The sequence below is a fragment of the Mesorhizobium sp. IMUNJ 23033 genome, assembly GCF_044778005.1.
In the GTDB taxonomy this organism is placed as follows: Bacteria; Pseudomonadota; Alphaproteobacteria; order Rhizobiales; family Rhizobiaceae; genus Mesorhizobium; species Mesorhizobium amorphae_A.
The window spans coordinates 96,210-111,705 of sequence record NZ_JBJACT010000013.1; the positions used below are offsets into that span (position 1 = coordinate 96,210).

Genomic DNA, 15,496 nt, shown 5'->3' on the forward strand with positions numbered 1-15,496 from the left:
GGCTCGCCCTGCCTTGGGGCGAGCCTGTCCTGTCTCGATCAATAGCCCTGCGGCTTCGGCCACGGCATGGTGAACTGGTCGCCGCGGCGCACGAATTTGTAGCGGTAGAAGTGGAACCACAGTGAGATCAGGAAATAGAAGGCGACCATGGCGATCAACTGCGAGCCGAAGCCGAGGAAGATCGCAAAAAACGTCACCACGCACAGGCAGAACAGCACGATCGCCGGCAGCGGGTGGAAAGGGTGCGTGTAGCCGCGGCGGATCGAGCCCAACGGCCACTTCTTCCTGAACATAACGATGTTGATGCTCATGAAAGTGTACTGCAGCACGCCCGACAGGATCGAGAAGGTGATCGCCTGGTTGAGGTCGGCTATGAAGGCGAAGGCCAGCGCGATCGGCAGCAGGAACAGGATCGAGCGGTAGGGCGTGCGGTATTTCGGATGCACCGCCGAGAACCAACTCGGCAGATAGCGGTCGCGTCCCAGCGAGAACCAGGCCCGCGCCGCGTCGTTGATGCAGCCATTGGCCGAGGCGAGTGCGGCCAGCAGCGTCGCGATGAACAGCAGGTTCTCGAGCAGCGGGCTGCCGGTCAGTTTGCCCGCGTCCCACAGCGGATAATAGGTAATCCCCAGATATTCCCACGGCATCATCGAGGCGCAGACATACCAGGTCATGGCGGCGGCGATCAGAAGTGTGATCATGCCGGCCATCGTGCCGTAGGGCAGTGAACGGGCCGGCGAGCGCACTTCCTCGGCGGCCTGCGTCGTGCCCTCAATGCCGAGATAATACCAGATGCCGAACTGGAAGGCGGCGATCACGCCGATCCAGCCATAGGGCAGCGCATTGCCGGGTGTGACCAGCTCGTTGAGTTTCAGCACCGCCCCTTGGGTCCACGGGCTGACGGAGAAGAACAGGATGACGATCGAGATATAGGCGATAGCGGTGATGATGAAGTTGACGTTGAGCGTCATCAGCACGCCGCGGTAATTCAGCCACGCCAGCACAACTATGGTGGCGGCAATGAAGGAATTGTGGGTGAGTCCCTCGACGCCTGCCTTGGCGACGATCGTGTCGCCGAGCAGGATGGCATCGGAAACCTCCAGCATCGTGTAGGCAAACACCAGGAACAGCGCGACGTTGAAGGCCATCAGCGGCCCGACAATGTGCTTGGCCTGCGCATACTGGCCGCCGGCGGCGGCAACCGTCGACGTCACCTCGGAATCGATCATCGCCACCGAGGTGTAGAGCAGCCCGACGATCCAGCAGACGATCAGCGCTGCCAGCGCACCGCCCTTGTCCGCCGAGAAATTCCAGCCGGTGAATTCGCCGACCAGAACGATGCCGACACCGAGCGCCCAGACATGGGCGGGCCCGAGCACCCTAAGCAGCGAAACCCTGTCTCCGTGGATTGCCGTTTCCGCCGTTTCAACCGCGACCGTCATCGTTCAATCCTCACACTCAGATCCGGTGTTTTTCGGAGACGGCTTCAAGCTCGCCTTCGCGCGATGAGGTCAGCACATCCTCGGAGAAGGTCGTGTCGACCTTGAACCAGTCGTAGAGCATCCACAGCGCGAGCACGATCGAGATGCCCCAGCATGCGTAAGAGATTGCCATCCACATGAGCGTGCTTCCCCGGTTATTTGTCGTCGAACTTTTCGTTATTTGTCGTCGAACTTTTCGTTGATGACGTCGCGGTATTCGCGGTCGGATGCGCGGAACAGGAAGACGAAATAGCCGATCAGGACGGCCGCCATGATGATCAGCGTCGGCCAGTCGATGATATAGTGGAAGCGGTTCTGGATGATGTCGTGCGCGGTCTCGGGCGTGTAGCCGAGTTTCTCCCAGATCGACGCCATGGTCGGGTTCTGGCCCAACGCTTCCCAGGTCTTGGCGTCGAGCGCGTCGATGGATTTTGCCGCGCCGGCCAGGCCGAGCTTGAGCGGCAGCCATAGCGCCACGAAGATGGCGACCACCACCACGACGATATCGAAAACCTGTCCGGCCTTGCTTTGCTCCGGCGGTCTATAGCGGGACATCTCTTCTACCCCTCAGGACTTGCGGTTGCGGTACGCGTCGGCGTTCTTGATATCGAGCCCGTAGATGAAGTCCTTGTCTTCCTTGTAATGGTTGACCATCGCCAGGATGGCAGCCGTGTTGAAGATCAGCACCGCGGCGGCGGCGACCGCGACGACGAGCTTGATCCCGCCGTGGGGGATGTATGGCCATGTCATCACGAGGACGAAGAGGATCGTCGCCCACAGGCAGACGATCAGGAGCACGGAACCACGCACGTCGGAACGGTACAGCGCTTCGATGCGCTGCTGCAGGTCGGACATCGGTTTCTCCCTTTTTTCACGCCGGCTTCCGAATCGGCCGCGCTTTTCGTTCTTTCAAGAGAGTGAAATTTTTTTCATAAGTTCTGTCCGATTTGCCGAATTGTCAAGACGGTTTTACGTTTGGTTAACCGCTAGTTTGGTGCTCCGAATTTTGCCTGACAATGAAATTATTTGCTTGCGGGTATTGCAGGGCTCGGGCGTTTGCGATCAATATTCGGCCAAAGCTCCGGCCACCGCGCAAGGAGCAGGGAACATCAATGACTTTTGAACGGAGGACGAGCGGATGACGGCATCCTGGAGATTTTCGACCTTGGCTGATCGCCATCGCGCGCTCGGCTCGAAGCTCGAGGACTGGAGCGGCATGGGAACCGCCTGGACCTACGACAAGGACGCCGACGAGGAATACGTCGCCATCCGCACCAAGGCCGGGCTGATGGATGTCTCCGGCCTGAAAAAGGTACACATCACCGGGCCGCACGCCGCGCATCTGATCGACCTCGCCACGACGCGCGATGTCGAAAAGATCTATCCCGGCAAGTCGGCCTATGCCTGCATGCTGAACGAGGCGGGAAAATTCACCGACGACTGCATCATCTACCGCATCAGCCCCAATAGCTGGATGGTCGTGCACGGCTCTGGCACCGGCCATGAGGAGTTGCAGCGTGCCTCGGTTGGGCGCGACGTGTCGCTGCGCTTCGACGACAATCTGCACGATTTGTCGCTGCAGGGTCCGACCGCAGTCGACTATCTGGCCAAGCATGTGCCGGGCATTCGCGACCTCAACTATTTCCACCACATGCAGACGCAGCTGTTCGGTCTTCCGGTGATGATCTCGCGCACCGGCTACACCGGCGAGCGCGGCTACGAGATCTTCTGCCGCGGCCAGGATGCCGGCACGATCTGGGACAGGATCCTCGACGAGGGCAAGGGCGCCGGCATCATTCCCTGCCGTTTCACCACGCTCGATATGTTGCGCGTCGAAAGCTACCTGCTTTTCTATCCTTACGACAATTCCCAAAAATATCCGTTCGACAATGAAGGCCCCGGCGATACGCTGTGGGAACTCGGCCTCGACTTCACCGTCAGCCCCGGCAAGACCGGCTTCCGCGGCGCCGAGGAGCACTACCGCCTGAAGGGCAAGGAGCGCTTCAAGATCTACGGCGTTTTGCTGGACGGCAAGGAGCCGGCCGACGAGGGTGCGCCGGTCTACCGTGACGGCAAGAAGGTTGGCGTGGTGACCTGCGCCATGTATTCTCCGCTGGTCAAGAAATCGATGGGCATTGCCCGGCTCGACGTGGATTGCGCCGTCAAGGACACCAAGCTCGAGATCCGCAACAAGAGCGGCTCGATCAAGGCCACAGCGCAGCCGCTTCCGTTCGACGACCCCAAGAAGACCAAGCGCACCGCCAAAGGCTGAGGCACGATCAACAGCGAGGGGCTCGAGGCATAAAGACAGAATGGCAGCCAAAAGCATCATCAGCCGGCCGGTTTACGGAACCCTGTCTCCACAGGCCGGCAAGCATCATCTTTTCGTGGCGGATGCGGAAGGCGCGCTCGCGATAGTTGGGATGGCCAAGAACGCTCCGGCCGGCTTTTTCGACGGAGCGGAAATAGTCTTCATTCCTGGCCCTGATGGCAAACATGTCGGCGGCCTCGAAGCGCTGAAGCCGGCGCAATTCCATCTGGCCCCGTCCTTCGCCAGCCTGCTGCCGAGGCTCAAGCAGACGCTGACCAATGCGCATATGGGCCTGCGCCTCTATCTCTCCGGCACCGAAGGATTGATCGGCCAGGCCATGCAGGTGGCGCTGGAAGCCGGCATCGACCACACCTCGATGCAGACCGAGCATCGTGGCTCGCTGGCGCGGCGCATGCAGTGCGTGCACTGTAAAGGCATCACCGAGAACGTGACGACGCAGCCGGCGACCTGTTCGCATTGCGGCCTGCTGCTTCTGGTGCGCGACCACTATTCACGGCGCCTCGCCGCCTTCCAGGGCGTCTGCATCAACGCCGAGGACCGCAGCGAGATTCCTCCGATGGAGGAGATTTTTCGATGAGCACCGGCACAACAAAACTCGATGTCGTGGTCAGCGACGTCGTCTCGGTCAACGAACTGGTCACCCGTTTCCATTTCCGCCGGCGCGACGGCGAGCTGCTGCCGACTTTCTCCGGCGGCGCCCATGTCGTGGTCGAGATGCGCGACGGCGAGCGCACCAGGCTCAATCCCTATTCGCTTATGGGCTCGCCGCTCGACACGCGCGAATACACGATCTCGGTGCGCCGCGACGATGTCGGGCGCGGCGGCTCGCTGTTCATGCACCGGAGCGTCAAGCCCGGCCTGGAGATGGTGATCAGCTATCCGGTCAATCTTTTCTCGCTCGACCTGCGCGCCAGGAAACATCTGATGCTGGCTGGTGGCATCGGCATCACGCCGTTCATGGCGCAGACCTCGCAGCTTGCGGGGTCGGGCGGCAATTTCGAGCTGCACTACACCTGCCGCACCGCCTCGCTCGGCACTTACGCCGATGTGCTGCAGCAGCGCTACGACCGCAGGGTCAGGCTCTACCACGACGACCTTGACGAGCGCATCGATCTCGACCGGCTGTTGTCCTCGCAGCCGCTCGGCACGCATCTCTATGTCTGCGGCCCGGCCGGCATGATCAACTGGGTGCGCGACCGCGCGGCCGCACTTGGCTGGCCGTCTGAGACCGTGCATTTCGAGCATTTCGCGGCCCCTCAGCCCGGCGCCCCATTCGACGTGACGCTGGCCGTCACCGGCAAGACGATCCGCGTCGGCTCGCAGCAGAGCCTCCTGGAGGCGATCGAGGCGGCCGGCGTCGATCCACCCTATCTCTGCCGCGGCGGCGTCTGCGGCCAGTGCGAGACCAATGTCGTCTCCCATGACGGCAAGTTCATCCACAACGACCACTGGCTGAGCGAGGAAGACCACCGCTCCGGCTGCAAGATCATGCCCTGCGTGTCGCGCTTCGAGGGCAAATCGCTGGTCTTGGAAAGATAGGAGGCGAGCTTGGGCATCACCTTTCGCAAGGAAACCTTCCGCGACGATTTCACCTTCAGGAACAGCCCGGAGCACATCAGGCGGTTTCCGTTCCCGTTCCACGAAGACAGCTACATGTACGCCGTCAACATCGAGCCGCATGTCGTCGGGCCGAAGGGCAGCGTGCTCGAAAACCTGATCGACGTCGACGAGCACTATGTCGCCGAGATGCAGGACCGCGCTCTGGTGCTGGTCGAAGACCCGCTGCGCTGCCAGTCGCTGCCGCACATGACGCTGGCCGGCTGGGATCTGCTCGAGCTTTTGATGGAGCAGCAGGCGCTCGGCTATCCCGAGCATTTCACGCTGACCCGCGACGGCGACCGCTGGCGCTGGATCAACCGGCCGCTCGGCATCGACGACACCTTCACCTTCGGCGACACCTCCACGCTGCCTTACGGCCCGATGGAATACATCACCCGCCAGAGCCAGGGCGATTTCTGCATCCTCGACCAGCGCGACGGCAATCTGTGGATGGATGCCGGCATGGTCACCACCCAGGCCGACTGGTCGCTCGATTTCGACATCGGCATGAACTTCTTCGAATGGCACGCGCCGGTGCCGCTGGCGCATGAGAAGGGGATCTTTATCCGTGCGCTGAAGTTCCTCACCAACATCCAGCAGGGCAAGCCGGCCAGGCGCCTCAACTGGACGATGACCATCAATCCGCGTCTCGACACCAGCCCGGAGAATTACCACAAATGGGGTCCGGACCGGACCACGGTGACGTCGGAAAATGTCGGCGACAAGGTCCATCTGCGCGTCGAACTGCAGAGCTTCTGGAGGCTGCCGCGTTCGAACGGCATCGTCTTCCCGATCCGCTGCTATCTGATCAAGATGGACGAGCTGGTGACGCAGCCGAAATGGGCACGGCGCCTGCACCGCGTTATCCGCGACCTGCCAGAGGAGCTCGCCACCTACAAGGGCCTGACGCGCTATCGGCCTACGCTGGTCGAATGGCTGTCGAAGCTGGATGATGGCAGCCCGACGTCGCCGGGGTTTGGGCCGGACTGAGTTTTCCTACTGATGTTTGCGCTGCCCCTCACCCTTACCCTCTCCCCGTAAGAACGGGGAGAGGGGGGCGCCAGCGCTGGAGCTTATCCCTTCGCCCCGTTCTTACGGGGAGAAGGTGCCGGCAGGCGGATGAGGGGCGGCGCAAGCGTTCGGAAGAAACCTCTAACCCGCGCTGCTCTGCGGATAGCAGATGATCGACAGATAGCGCATCGGCAGCCGTGTCAACTGTTCCGGCCCGTGCGGCGCGTCGGCGTCGAAGAACAGGCTGTCGCCCGGCTTCATCGGATAGAGGTTGCTGCCATGCCGGTACACGACCTCGCCCTCCAGCATATAGAGGAACTCCATGCCCTCGTGCTGGAAGGTCGGAAACACGTCCGAATCCTCGGTCAGCGTGATCAGATAGGGTTCGACGACGACGCCGCTGGTGTTGGAGCCGATATGGCCGAGCAGATTGTACTGATGGCCGGCGCGCGTGCCGCGGCGCTCGACGTCGAGCCCTTCGCCGGCCTTGACGAATACGGCGCTGCGCTCCTCCTCGAAGCGGCGGAAGAAGGCGGTGACGGGAACGCCGAGCGCCCTGGACAGCGCCTGCAGCGTCGTCAGCGACGGCGAGGTGATGCCGTTCTCGATCTTCGACAGCATGCCCAGCGAAATGTCGGTGGCGACCGCCAGATCGGCGACAGTAATGCCGAGCTTCTTGCGGAACGCCCGCACCTCGCGGCCGATCGCCACTTCCAGCACCTTTTCGCGCGTGTCGCGAATGGCGTGCGGGTTCTGGGTCAGCGGCGTGCGGATAGCCCGTCCGTCGCCTGCCTTCGGCACCGACTTGGCCGCCGCGACACGAGGCTTGGGATCGGAACTCTTCTTCGCCATGTCGCCGCCTCGCGCTTCGCGGATTTATTTCACCCAAGGTGAACATATTCGCTGCCGATACAGAAGAGCAACCACCACGGCAAGCCATCCACGGCCGAATTGTGCGTTGCCGGCCTGCCGCTCAACCGATAGCCTTTTCACCGGAAGTTGCCTGTGCGGAACGCGCTTTCCACACAAGGCCTGTTGACAGCACCGAAGGGCCAATTACTGTCCTGTGAGTGAAATTTGTTTCGTAAGAGCAATTCCAGGAAAAGTGTGAAACGGTTTTCCGTCCGGAATTGCGTCAGACAAAAGTCGAAATCAGGAACGGGAGGTCCGCCATGAAAAGTCGCGTTGCCGTCATCGGAGCCGGGCCGTCCGGCCTGGCGCAGCTCAGGGCCTTCAAGTCGGCCGCCGACAAGGGCGCCGAGATCCCCGAAGTCGTCTGTTTCGAAAAACAGTCCGACTGGGGCGGCCTGTGGAACTACACCTGGCGTACCGGCCTCGACGAGCATGGCGATCCGGTGCATGGCTCGATGTACCGTTACCTCTGGTCGAATGGGCCGAAGGAATGCCTCGAATTCGCCGACTACACATTCGAGGAGCATTTCGGCCGGCCGATCGGCTCCTACCCGCCGCGCGCCGTGCTGTGGGACTACATCAAGGGCCGGGTCGAAAAGTCAGGCCTGCGCCAATGGGTGCGCTTCAACAGCCCGGTGCGCATGGTCACTTTCTCGGACGAGACCAAGAAATTCACCGTCACCGCGCATGACCGCACCAACGACGTCACCTACTCGGAAGAGTTCGACAACGTCGTCGTCGCCTCAGGGCACTTCTCCGTTCCGAATGTTCCCTATTTCGAAGGCTTTTCGACGTTCAACGGCCGCATCCTGCACAGCCACGATTTCCGCGACGCCATGGAGTTCAAGGGCAAGGACATATTGATCATCGGCCGTTCGTACTCCGCTGAGGATATCGGCTCGCAGTGCTACAAATACGGCGCCAAATCGATCACCTCCAGCTACCGCTCCAAGCCGATGGGCTTCAAATGGCCGGAGAACTGGAAGGAAGTGCCGCTGCTGCAGAAGGTCGTCGGCAAGACGGCTCACTTCAAGGACGGCACCACCAAGGATGTCGACGCCATCATCCTGTGCACCGGCTATTTGCATTCCTTCCCGTTCCTCACGGACGATCTGAAGCTCAAGACCGCCAACCGCATGTGGCCGGACGGTATCTATGAGGGTGTCGTCTGGGAGAAGAACCCGAAGCTCTCCTACATCGGCATGCAGGACCAGTTCTACACCTTCAACATGTTCGACGCGCAGGCCTGGTTCGCGCGTGACGTGATCATGGGCCGCATCAAACTGCCCTCGGCCGAGGCGATGGCGGCGCATGGCGCGAAATGGCGCGCTCGCGAGGAAACGCTCGAAGACGCCGAGCAGATGATCTGGTTCCAGGGCGACTACACCAAGGAATTGATGGACCAGACCGACTATCCCGGCTTCGACGTCGAGGCGGTCAACCACACCTTCATGGAGTGGGAGCACCACAAGATGGAAGACATTATGAGCTTCCGCGACCACGCCTACCGCTCACTGATGACCGGCACGATGGCGCCGCTGCACCATACACCCTGGCTGCAGGCACTGGACGATTCGATGGAGAGCTATCTCGAGATGAAGGGCGTGGCGGCGGAATAACCGTCGCGCCCAGGGGCCTATCCCAGCCTTGCCCTGGCCTTCGCCGTCCAGGCGCTGAACAGTCGGTCGGCGACGATGCCGATGAAGGCGATGGCGAGACCGGCGACGATGCCGCGGCCGGAATCGGCCTTGGACAGGGCGATGAACACCTCCTGGCCGAGATCACGCGTGCCGACCATGGCGCAGATGATGATCATCGCCAGCGCCATCAATATGGTCTGGTTGACGCCGAGCATGATCTCGGGCAGCGCCAGCGGCAGCTGCACGCGGAAGAAGGTCTGGCGCGGGGTGCAGCCCGAAACCTTGGCCGCCTCGATCAGTGCCGGCGGCACCTGGCGGATGCCGTGATTGGTGTAGCGGATGGCCGGCACGACGGCGAAGGCGACGGTGGCGATCATGGCGGTGACGTCGCCGACCCTGAACAGCATCACCACCGGAATGATGAAGCAGAAGGACGGCAGCACCTGCAGCGTGTCGATGATTGGTGTCACGGTCTTTTCGAAACGATCGCTGCGTGACGCCATCAGCCCGATCGGAATGCCGATCAGGCACGAGATGAAGGCCGAGAGGCCGCAGAGATAGACCGTCGCCATGGTCTTTTCCCACAGCCCGGTGATGGCGCAGAAGGCGGTCAGCGCCGCAACCAGGAAGGCCAGGCGCAGGCCGGAAAGCTGGTAGCCGGCAAGGCCGAGCAGGAAGACGGCGCCTAGCCACGGAAAGCCCTCGCAGAAGGCGCGCACCGGGTTCAGAACGTTGAGGATCAGCGCCACGCGAAACGCTTCGATCGTGTCGAAGAAGTTGATCGTCACCCAACTCACCGCCGCCTTCCACAAAGGCGCGGTGGTGAAGGTGATCGCCTTCGGCACTGCCGCGAACGCCGGCACAAACAGGCTGAGCAACGTGGTCGCGGCAAGGATGGCGACGGCCAGCGTCAGATTGGGATAGCGGCGCCAGAAGACCGGGCTCGTCGCCTGATAGATCTGGCCCTGCGCATGATTGTGGGCGATGGCCTGGCTCAGCCGGTCGAGCGCAATCGCCAGCGCCACGATGGCAAGGCCCGCCTCCATCGCCTCGCCGACCTTCAGCGCGCGCAACGCCAGGAGCACGTCGTAGCCGAGGCCACCGGCGCCGATCATCGACGCGATGATCACCATGTTCAGCGCCAGCATGATGACCTGGTTGACGCCGACCATCAGCGTCGGCCGCGCCGAAGGCAGCAGCACCCGCCACAGTTTCTGCCGTGCCGTGCAGCCGGCCATCTCGCTGAAATCGTCGATCTCCGACGGCACGCGTGCCAGCCCCAGCATCGTTGCCCGCACCATCGGCGGCGTGGCGAAGATGGCGGTGGCGATCATCGCCGAAACCGGGCTGTTGCCGAATAGAAGCAGCATCGGGATCAAATAGGCGAAGGTCGGGATCGTCTGCATGAGGTCGAGGGCAGGGGAGACGATGAGCCGCTCGGCCCAAGGCTTGCGCCAGGCCCAAATGCCGACGAACAGGCCGGTGACGATGCAGAACGGCACCGCGATCGAGATCAGCCCGAGCGTCAGCATGGCGCTGGTCCATTGGCCGAACAGCGCGATGTAGGCAAAGCAGCCGCCGACCAGCACGCCGAGTTTTCGGCCGCCGGCTGCATGCCCCGCAAGGAAGGCAGCAGCGCACACGCCGACCCAGGACAGGCGGGGCAGGGCAAAGGCATCTGCGCCGTGGCCGATCTTGAAATTCTTGGCCAGAAGATTGAGCGCGAAATCGAGCGGCACGCCGAGCACGGCGGTGATCGAGCGGGTCAGCCACGAGAAGTTCGACTTCACCCAGCGCATCAGCGCGCTGACCCAGTCGGCGACGGGGACGACCGCTTCAGTCGGATAGTTGACGGCCCAGGGCATTCTGTCCTGCAGCAGGAACACGACAAGCACGGCGGCCAGCGCGATCACCCAGATTGCCAGCCAGCGTTGAACCGGCGGCCTCGCTGCGCTGGCGCTTGCCGTCACCGTCATGCGCCGGCGCTCTTGTGCTCGATGCCGGCCAGGAGATCGATCACCGCTTGCGGCGTAACTTCGCCGATCGGCTTGCCGGTGCCGTTGACCACCGCGAACGGCTTGCCGGCGGAAACAATACTGGCCGAGAAGCTCGAGATCTTGGCCTCGGGCGAAACCGTGCCGCCGTGCTCGCTACCATCGCAGGCACGCATCAGGCTGCGCGCCGAGATCACCTTGGCGCGGTCGACGTCGCGGGTGAATTCGGCGACATAGTCGGTCGCCGGATTGACCACCAGCTCCTCCGGCGTGCCGATCTGGATGACCTCGCCGTCCTTCATGATGGCGATGCGGTCGGCGAGCCTTATCGCCTCGTCGAAATCATGGGTGATGAAGACGATGGTCTTGTGCAGCATCGTCTGCAGCCGCATCAGCTCGTCCTGCATCTCGCGGCGGATCAGCGGATCGAGCGCCGAGAAGGGCTCGTCGAGGAACCAGATCTCCGGTTTGGTGGCGAGGCTGCGGGCGATGCCGACACGCTGCTGCTGGCCGCCGGAGAGTTCGCGCGGATAGAAATGCTCGCGGCCGCGCAAACCGACAAGCTCGATGACTTCCCGAGCCCGCGCCTCGCGCGTTGCCCGGTCCTGCCCCTGAATGCTCAGAGGAAAGGCGATGTTGTCGAGCACATTGAGATGCGGCAGCAGCGCGAAATTCTGGAACACCATGCCCATGCGGTGGCGCCTGAGTTCGATCAGCGCCGCGTCCGAAATCTTGAGCAGGTCCTTGCCTTCGAATTCGACCTTGCCATGGGTCGGCTCGACCAGCCGCGACATGCAGCGCACCAGCGTCGACTTGCCCGACCCGGAAAGCCCCATGATGATGAAGATCTCGCCCTGGCGTATTTCGAGATCGACGGCGCGCACAGCGCCGACCAGGCCGGCCGCTGCGATTTCGGCAGGGCTGGCCTTGCCGTCGCGCTGGCGAATGAAATCGGCCGCGTTCGACCCGAACAGCTTCCAGACATTGCGGCAGGCAAGTTTTATCGGACGGGCATCCTTCGGCACGCCAACTGCCTGCGGTTCAGTCGCTTCCGTCATCCAATGGTCCTTCTGGAAAATGGGACAGAGACCCGGCCGCTAGGGCCGGGTCCCGTGGCTTCCAGTCGGAACGATCACTGCGCCCAGGCTTTCCAGTCGGCTTCGTGGGCGGCGATCCAGGCGGCGGCGACCTCTTCCGGCGTCTTGCCGCCGAGATCGATCTCGCCGCTCATCTTGTTGAGTTCGTCGGTGTCGACCGTGTAAGCCTTGGCCACCTTGTAGGCGACCGGCCATTTGTCCTTCATGCCGGCCCAGGAATATTTCCAGATCTCGCCATGCGGCTTGCCGCAATCATATTTGGCGTCCGGGTTCGTGCCCCATTTCGGGTCGGTGTAGCACTCCGGCGTGTATTCAGGGAATTGCACCCATTCGCCCTTGTACTTGGCCGGCGCCCAGTGCGGCGAATAGATCCACAGCATGATCGGCGCCTTGCGCTGGTAGGCCGAGTCCAGCTCGGCGAACATCGCCGCATCGGTACCGGCATGGATGACGGTGAAGGGCAGTTTCAGCGCCTCGACGCGTTCGTCGTCAAAGCCTTCCCAGGTCACCGGGCCGCCAAGATAGCGCCCCTTCGGCGTCGTCTCGGCTGTCGAAAAGGCCTCGGCGCATTTCGGGTCCTTCAGCGCTTCCCAGTTCGGCAGGCCCGGGCATTTCTCCTTCATGTATTCGGGGAACCACCACTCTTCCTTGGCCTTGGGGCTGAGCGCGCCGAGGCGTTCGGTCTGGCCGGTGGCGTCGGAGGCCTTCATGGCCTCGCCGGCGGTCGTGTCCCAGAATTCCAGGCCGACATCGAGATCGCCATTGGTCAGGCCGGTGGTCAGGCTGGAGAGGTAGTCGGCGGTCGGATATTCGACCGTGTAGCCGAGCTTTTCGAGGATGCCGCCAAGGATCTTGGCGTTGAGGTTGACGCTGGTCCAGTCGAACAGCGCGATCTTGATCGGGTCGTTGGATTCCGGCGCCGCTGCATGGGCCGGTGGTGTCAGCGCGCTTGCCGCGGCAAGCGCAAGTGCTCCCATTGAGAATTTCGAAATCACGCTGCGAAGTAACATGCTTGTTCTCCTGTCAAGCCGTGTGGAAATTATCGCTCGTTCCCGTCTTCTTGTGTTTTGATTTCATTGTGTTGGCAAAAGCGGCAGGCGCGCAAGGCACCGATGCATCGATTGTCGTGCATGCGCGGGGGATTGGTGAAAATTGGATTCCGGAGGGTGCCCAGAGGACGCCGTCATGACTGCCGGCGGGCTGCTGCCGAAGCAGTCATCAACCGGTCGATCGCCACTCCCGCGGCGCTCCGAAACGTCCCAACCATCGAAATGGTCCCACAATCCCCAGCCACCAGCACCGCAAGCCGTCCCGCTTGCCGCAACCGTTTCATGGGATGAAATTATATATACCAACGTTCATGCCGCGCAACGCATAAAGCCCCTCAGTAGTGTCTCTGTTTGAAATTCACTGACCCAAGTCGGTGCCGCCGTCCGGCGATCTGCTCGCTAGGACCTCATCCGTCAGAAGCCTCGCAAGATGGTCGCGGCTCATGCCCAACGTTTGCTTGAGAAACAATAGGAACACGCGCGCCCTGTCTGTTGACAGGCCGCTCGCCTCTGCCTGGGCGATTACTTCTTGCTGATGCTCTATCCGCTGTTCAAGCTCGCGGATGTACTGCTCGACCCTGGCGATGTCGTCCTCGATGCGCATGCCAGGATGATGGCGGCAGAGATAAACAAAAGCTAGGGGTGCGATTGACGACCCGTCACTGGCTTGCCGGCCGGCGGTTGCTCAAGGCACGATCAGCCCGCTCACGACATGATCAGGCCGCCATCGACATTGATGGTCTGGCCGGTGATGTAGGTCGCATCGTCGCTGGCCAGGAAGCTCACCAGGCCGGAGACGTCCTCGCCGCTGCCGGCGCGGCCCATCGGGATGTTCTTCACCCATTCCGCCATCAACTCGCCCGGCTTGTAGTCGCCCATCAGCCTGCCCCAGGCGGCGTCGTTGTAGGCCCACATGTCGGTGTCGATGATGCCGGGGCAGATGGCGTTGACGGTGATCTTTTCCTTGGCCACTTCCTTGGCCAGGCTCTGGGTGATGCCGACGACGCCGAATTTCGAGGCCGCGTAGTGCGGCGTGTAGATAAAACCCTGCCGTGCCTGGCCGGAGGCAGTGTTGATCAGCCGGCCACCATCGCCATGCTTGCGCATGCGCGCGATCGCCTCCTGGCAGCACAGGAACACGCCCTTGGTGTTCACCGCCATCACCTTGTCCCACTCGGCCTCGGTCATCGCTTCGATCCGGGCGATGGTGATGACGCCAGCATTCTGCACGGATATGTCGACGCGGCCGAATTGCTGCTCCGCGAGATCGTAGAGCGCTGCGACTTCGTCCTTCTTCGTCACGTCCATCCGCATAGACGTCGCCTTCGCGCCCGCCGCCTTCAGGCTGGCCGCAACCTCGTCGACGCGCGGGTCGATGGCGCTGACGACGACCGCCGCACCTTCGGCCGCGAAACGCTTGGCCATGGCCGCGCCAATGCCGCCGCTGGCGCCCGTGATGACCGCGGTCTTTCCTTCAAAACGCTTCTGCACTTTTCTTCTCTCCTACCAGCAGACGAAGCCGCCATCGACGATCAGGTCGATGCCGGTGACGAAACTCGAAGCGCGGCTGGCCAGGAACACGGTCGGGCCGACCATTTCCTCCGGCATCGCCATGCGCCCCATCGGTGTGTCGCGCTCGAAGATCTTGACCTGGTCGGCGACCTCCGGCCGCTTGTTCATCGGCGTCAGCGTGTAGCCGGGGCTCACCACGTTGACGCGCAGGCCGCGATCCGCCCATTCCATGGCGAGGCTCTTCGACATGTGGATCACCGCCGCCTTCGAGGAATTGTAGTGCGCCTGGGTCAGGCCGCGATTGACGATCGACCCCGACATCGAGGCGATGTTGATGATCGAGCCCTTGCGCCGCTTGAGCATCGCGCGCGCCTCGGCCTGGCAGGACAGGAACACGCCGCTGACATTGACGTCGTAGATTTTCTGCCATGTCTCCAGCGGCAGCGTCTCCGCCGGTTCGGCCCCGGCGATGCCGGCATTGTTGACCGCGATGGTCAATGCCCCGAGTTCGTTTTCGGTACGCTCGACCGCTGCCGCAAGATCGTCTTCCGAGGTCACCGTGCCGGTCAGCACCAGCGCCTTGCGGCCGAGTGCGGTGATCCTTTGCGCCGTTTCGTCCAGCCCACCCTTGGAGGTGTGGCCGAAGCAGGCGATGTCGGCGCCGGCCTCGGCCAACCCGATGGCGATCGCTTGCCCGATGCCGCTGCCGGCGCCGGTCACCAGCGCCACATCGCCATGAAGATCGAATAGTGTCATCGTCGGTTCCTCTCCTTCAACCGCCGGAATTCCTCAAAGGGAAGGGGCGCCAGTCCTGCTGGCGCCCCGCGCGGTCCGGTGCTTGGGAGGGTATCACCTGCTGCGCTTTGTTC

Annotated in this window: 16 protein-coding genes; 5 read left to right on the forward strand and 11 right to left on the reverse strand. The window is 62.4% G+C overall.

Annotated features, from left to right (window positions below; all coding sequences use genetic code 11):
- Nucleotides 1-38: 38 nt before the first annotated feature.
- From ACFX5Q_RS16250 to ACFX5Q_RS16265, 4 genes are read right to left on the reverse strand one after another with little or no spacing between them, the layout of a single operon-like run.
- Nucleotides 39-1,442 (reverse strand): APC family permease, encoded by a 1,404-nt coding sequence (locus ACFX5Q_RS16250; RefSeq protein WP_404279557.1) that lies wholly within the window; start codon nucleotides 1,440-1,442, stop codon nucleotides 39-41.
- A 16-nt stretch (nucleotides 1,443-1,458) separates the two neighbouring features.
- Nucleotides 1,459-1,620 carry a hypothetical protein gene (locus ACFX5Q_RS16255; RefSeq protein ID WP_404279559.1) on the reverse strand — a complete coding sequence of 54 codons (162 nt, stop codon included), beginning with the start codon at nucleotides 1,618-1,620 and terminating at the stop codon, nucleotides 1,459-1,461.
- Nucleotides 1,621-1,658: 38 nt separating this feature from the next.
- On the reverse strand, nucleotides 1,659-2,036 hold the full coding sequence (locus ACFX5Q_RS16260; protein ID WP_006204490.1) for a hypothetical protein: 378 nt from the start codon (nucleotides 2,034-2,036) through the stop codon (nucleotides 1,659-1,661).
- Between the two features lie 12 nt (nucleotides 2,037-2,048).
- Nucleotides 2,049-2,336 carry a hypothetical protein gene (locus ACFX5Q_RS16265; protein ID WP_006204491.1) on the reverse strand — a complete coding sequence of 96 codons (288 nt, stop codon included), beginning with the start codon at nucleotides 2,334-2,336 and terminating at the stop codon, nucleotides 2,049-2,051.
- A gap of 283 nt (nucleotides 2,337-2,619) precedes the next feature.
- Here ACFX5Q_RS16265 and ACFX5Q_RS16270 point away from each other — a divergent pair, with 283 nt between their 5' ends.
- From ACFX5Q_RS16270 to ACFX5Q_RS16285, 4 genes are read left to right on the forward strand one after another with little or no spacing between them, the layout of a single operon-like run.
- Entirely contained in the window at nucleotides 2,620-3,753 is a 1,134-nt protein-coding gene (locus ACFX5Q_RS16270) for an aminomethyltransferase family protein (RefSeq protein WP_404279561.1), read from the forward strand.
- Nucleotides 3,754-3,793: 40 nt separating this feature from the next.
- Nucleotides 3,794-4,390 (forward strand): dimethylamine monooxygenase subunit DmmA family protein, encoded by a 597-nt coding sequence (locus ACFX5Q_RS16275; protein ID WP_404279563.1) that lies wholly within the window; start codon nucleotides 3,794-3,796, stop codon nucleotides 4,388-4,390.
- Nucleotides 4,387-5,352 carry a PDR/VanB family oxidoreductase gene (locus ACFX5Q_RS16280; protein WP_404279565.1) on the forward strand — a complete coding sequence of 322 codons (966 nt, stop codon included), beginning with the start codon at nucleotides 4,387-4,389 and terminating at the stop codon, nucleotides 5,350-5,352. Before ACFX5Q_RS16275 ends, ACFX5Q_RS16280 begins: the two co-directional genes overlap by 4 nt.
- Nucleotides 5,353-5,361: 9 nt before the next feature.
- On the forward strand, nucleotides 5,362-6,402 hold the full coding sequence (locus tag ACFX5Q_RS16285; protein WP_404279567.1) for a heme-dependent oxidative N-demethylase family protein: 1,041 nt from the start codon (nucleotides 5,362-5,364) through the stop codon (nucleotides 6,400-6,402).
- Nucleotides 6,403-6,564: 162 nt separating this feature from the next.
- On the opposite strand, the gene ACFX5Q_RS16290 is transcribed toward ACFX5Q_RS16285, so the two are convergent.
- Entirely contained in the window at nucleotides 6,565-7,275 is a 711-nt protein-coding gene (locus ACFX5Q_RS16290) for a helix-turn-helix domain-containing protein (protein WP_404279570.1), read from the reverse strand.
- 320 nt (nucleotides 7,276-7,595) lie between these two features.
- Between ACFX5Q_RS16290 and ACFX5Q_RS16295 the strand changes: the two genes are divergently transcribed.
- Nucleotides 7,596-8,954 (forward strand): NAD(P)-binding domain-containing protein, encoded by a 1,359-nt coding sequence (locus ACFX5Q_RS16295; RefSeq protein WP_404279572.1) that lies wholly within the window; start codon nucleotides 7,596-7,598, stop codon nucleotides 8,952-8,954.
- A 17-nt stretch (nucleotides 8,955-8,971) separates the two neighbouring features.
- Here ACFX5Q_RS16295 and ACFX5Q_RS16300 read toward each other — a convergent pair whose 3' ends face one another.
- The 6 genes from ACFX5Q_RS16300 to ACFX5Q_RS16325 all read right to left on the reverse strand — a co-directional run bounded on the left by ACFX5Q_RS16300 (nucleotide 8,972) and on the right by ACFX5Q_RS16325 (nucleotide 15,383).
- Nucleotides 8,972-10,951 carry an ABC transporter permease gene (locus ACFX5Q_RS16300; protein WP_404279574.1) on the reverse strand — a complete coding sequence of 660 codons (1,980 nt, stop codon included), beginning with the start codon at nucleotides 10,949-10,951 and terminating at the stop codon, nucleotides 8,972-8,974.
- A complete protein-coding gene (locus ACFX5Q_RS16305) occupies nucleotides 10,948-12,027 on the reverse strand; it encodes a glycine betaine/L-proline ABC transporter ATP-binding protein (protein ID WP_404279576.1) in 1,080 nt (359 codons plus the stop codon). Before ACFX5Q_RS16305 ends, ACFX5Q_RS16300 begins: the two co-directional genes overlap by 4 nt.
- Nucleotides 12,028-12,101: 74 nt before the next feature.
- A complete protein-coding gene (locus ACFX5Q_RS16310) occupies nucleotides 12,102-13,076 on the reverse strand; it encodes an ABC transporter substrate-binding protein (RefSeq protein WP_404279578.1) in 975 nt (324 codons plus the stop codon).
- A gap of 397 nt (nucleotides 13,077-13,473) precedes the next feature.
- On the reverse strand, nucleotides 13,474-13,719 hold the full coding sequence (locus ACFX5Q_RS16315; RefSeq protein WP_006204501.1) for a hypothetical protein: 246 nt from the start codon (nucleotides 13,717-13,719) through the stop codon (nucleotides 13,474-13,476).
- 101 nt (nucleotides 13,720-13,820) lie between these two features.
- The gene (locus ACFX5Q_RS16320) at nucleotides 13,821-14,606 is read right to left on the reverse strand and encodes a glucose 1-dehydrogenase (RefSeq protein WP_404279581.1); all 786 of its coding nucleotides are present in this window, start codon (nucleotides 14,604-14,606) and stop codon (nucleotides 13,821-13,823) included.
- A gap of 12 nt (nucleotides 14,607-14,618) precedes the next feature.
- Nucleotides 14,619-15,383, reverse strand: coding sequence for an SDR family oxidoreductase (locus ACFX5Q_RS16325; RefSeq protein WP_404279584.1), 765 nt, complete (start codon nucleotides 15,381-15,383; stop codon nucleotides 14,619-14,621).
- Nucleotides 15,384-15,496: the final 113 nt, after the last annotated feature.

Bases quoted from the DNA above. Each gene is read 5' to 3' on its own strand.
- ACFX5Q_RS16250 (WP_404279557.1), bottom strand. From the start codon at position 1,442: ATGACGGTCGCGGTTGAAACGGCGGAAACGGCAATCCACGGAGACAGG.
- ACFX5Q_RS16255 (WP_404279559.1), bottom strand. From the start codon at position 1,620: ATGTGGATGGCAATCTCTTACGCATGCTGGGGCATCTCGATCGTGCTC.
- ACFX5Q_RS16260 (WP_006204490.1), bottom strand. From the start codon at position 2,036: ATGTCCCGCTATAGACCGCCGGAGCAAAGCAAGGCCGGACAGGTTTTC.
- ACFX5Q_RS16265 (WP_006204491.1), bottom strand. From the start codon at position 2,336: ATGTCCGACCTGCAGCAGCGCATCGAAGCGCTGTACCGTTCCGACGTG.
- ACFX5Q_RS16270 (WP_404279561.1), top strand. From the start codon at position 2,620: ATGACGGCATCCTGGAGATTTTCGACCTTGGCTGATCGCCATCGCGCG.
- ACFX5Q_RS16275 (WP_404279563.1), top strand. From the start codon at position 3,794: ATGGCAGCCAAAAGCATCATCAGCCGGCCGGTTTACGGAACCCTGTCT.
- ACFX5Q_RS16280 (WP_404279565.1), top strand. From the start codon at position 4,387: ATGAGCACCGGCACAACAAAACTCGATGTCGTGGTCAGCGACGTCGTC.
- ACFX5Q_RS16290 (WP_404279570.1), bottom strand. From the start codon at position 7,275: ATGGCGAAGAAGAGTTCCGATCCCAAGCCTCGTGTCGCGGCGGCCAAG.
- ACFX5Q_RS16295 (WP_404279572.1), top strand. From the start codon at position 7,596: ATGAAAAGTCGCGTTGCCGTCATCGGAGCCGGGCCGTCCGGCCTGGCG.
- ACFX5Q_RS16300 (WP_404279574.1), bottom strand. From the start codon at position 10,951: ATGACGGTGACGGCAAGCGCCAGCGCAGCGAGGCCGCCGGTTCAACGC.
- ACFX5Q_RS16305 (WP_404279576.1), bottom strand. From the start codon at position 12,027: ATGACGGAAGCGACTGAACCGCAGGCAGTTGGCGTGCCGAAGGATGCC.
- ACFX5Q_RS16310 (WP_404279578.1), bottom strand. From the start codon at position 13,076: ATGTTACTTCGCAGCGTGATTTCGAAATTCTCAATGGGAGCACTTGCG.
- ACFX5Q_RS16315 (WP_006204501.1), bottom strand. From the start codon at position 13,719: ATGCGCATCGAGGACGACATCGCCAGGGTCGAGCAGTACATCCGCGAG.
- ACFX5Q_RS16325 (WP_404279584.1), bottom strand. From the start codon at position 15,383: ATGACACTATTCGATCTTCATGGCGATGTGGCGCTGGTGACCGGCGCC.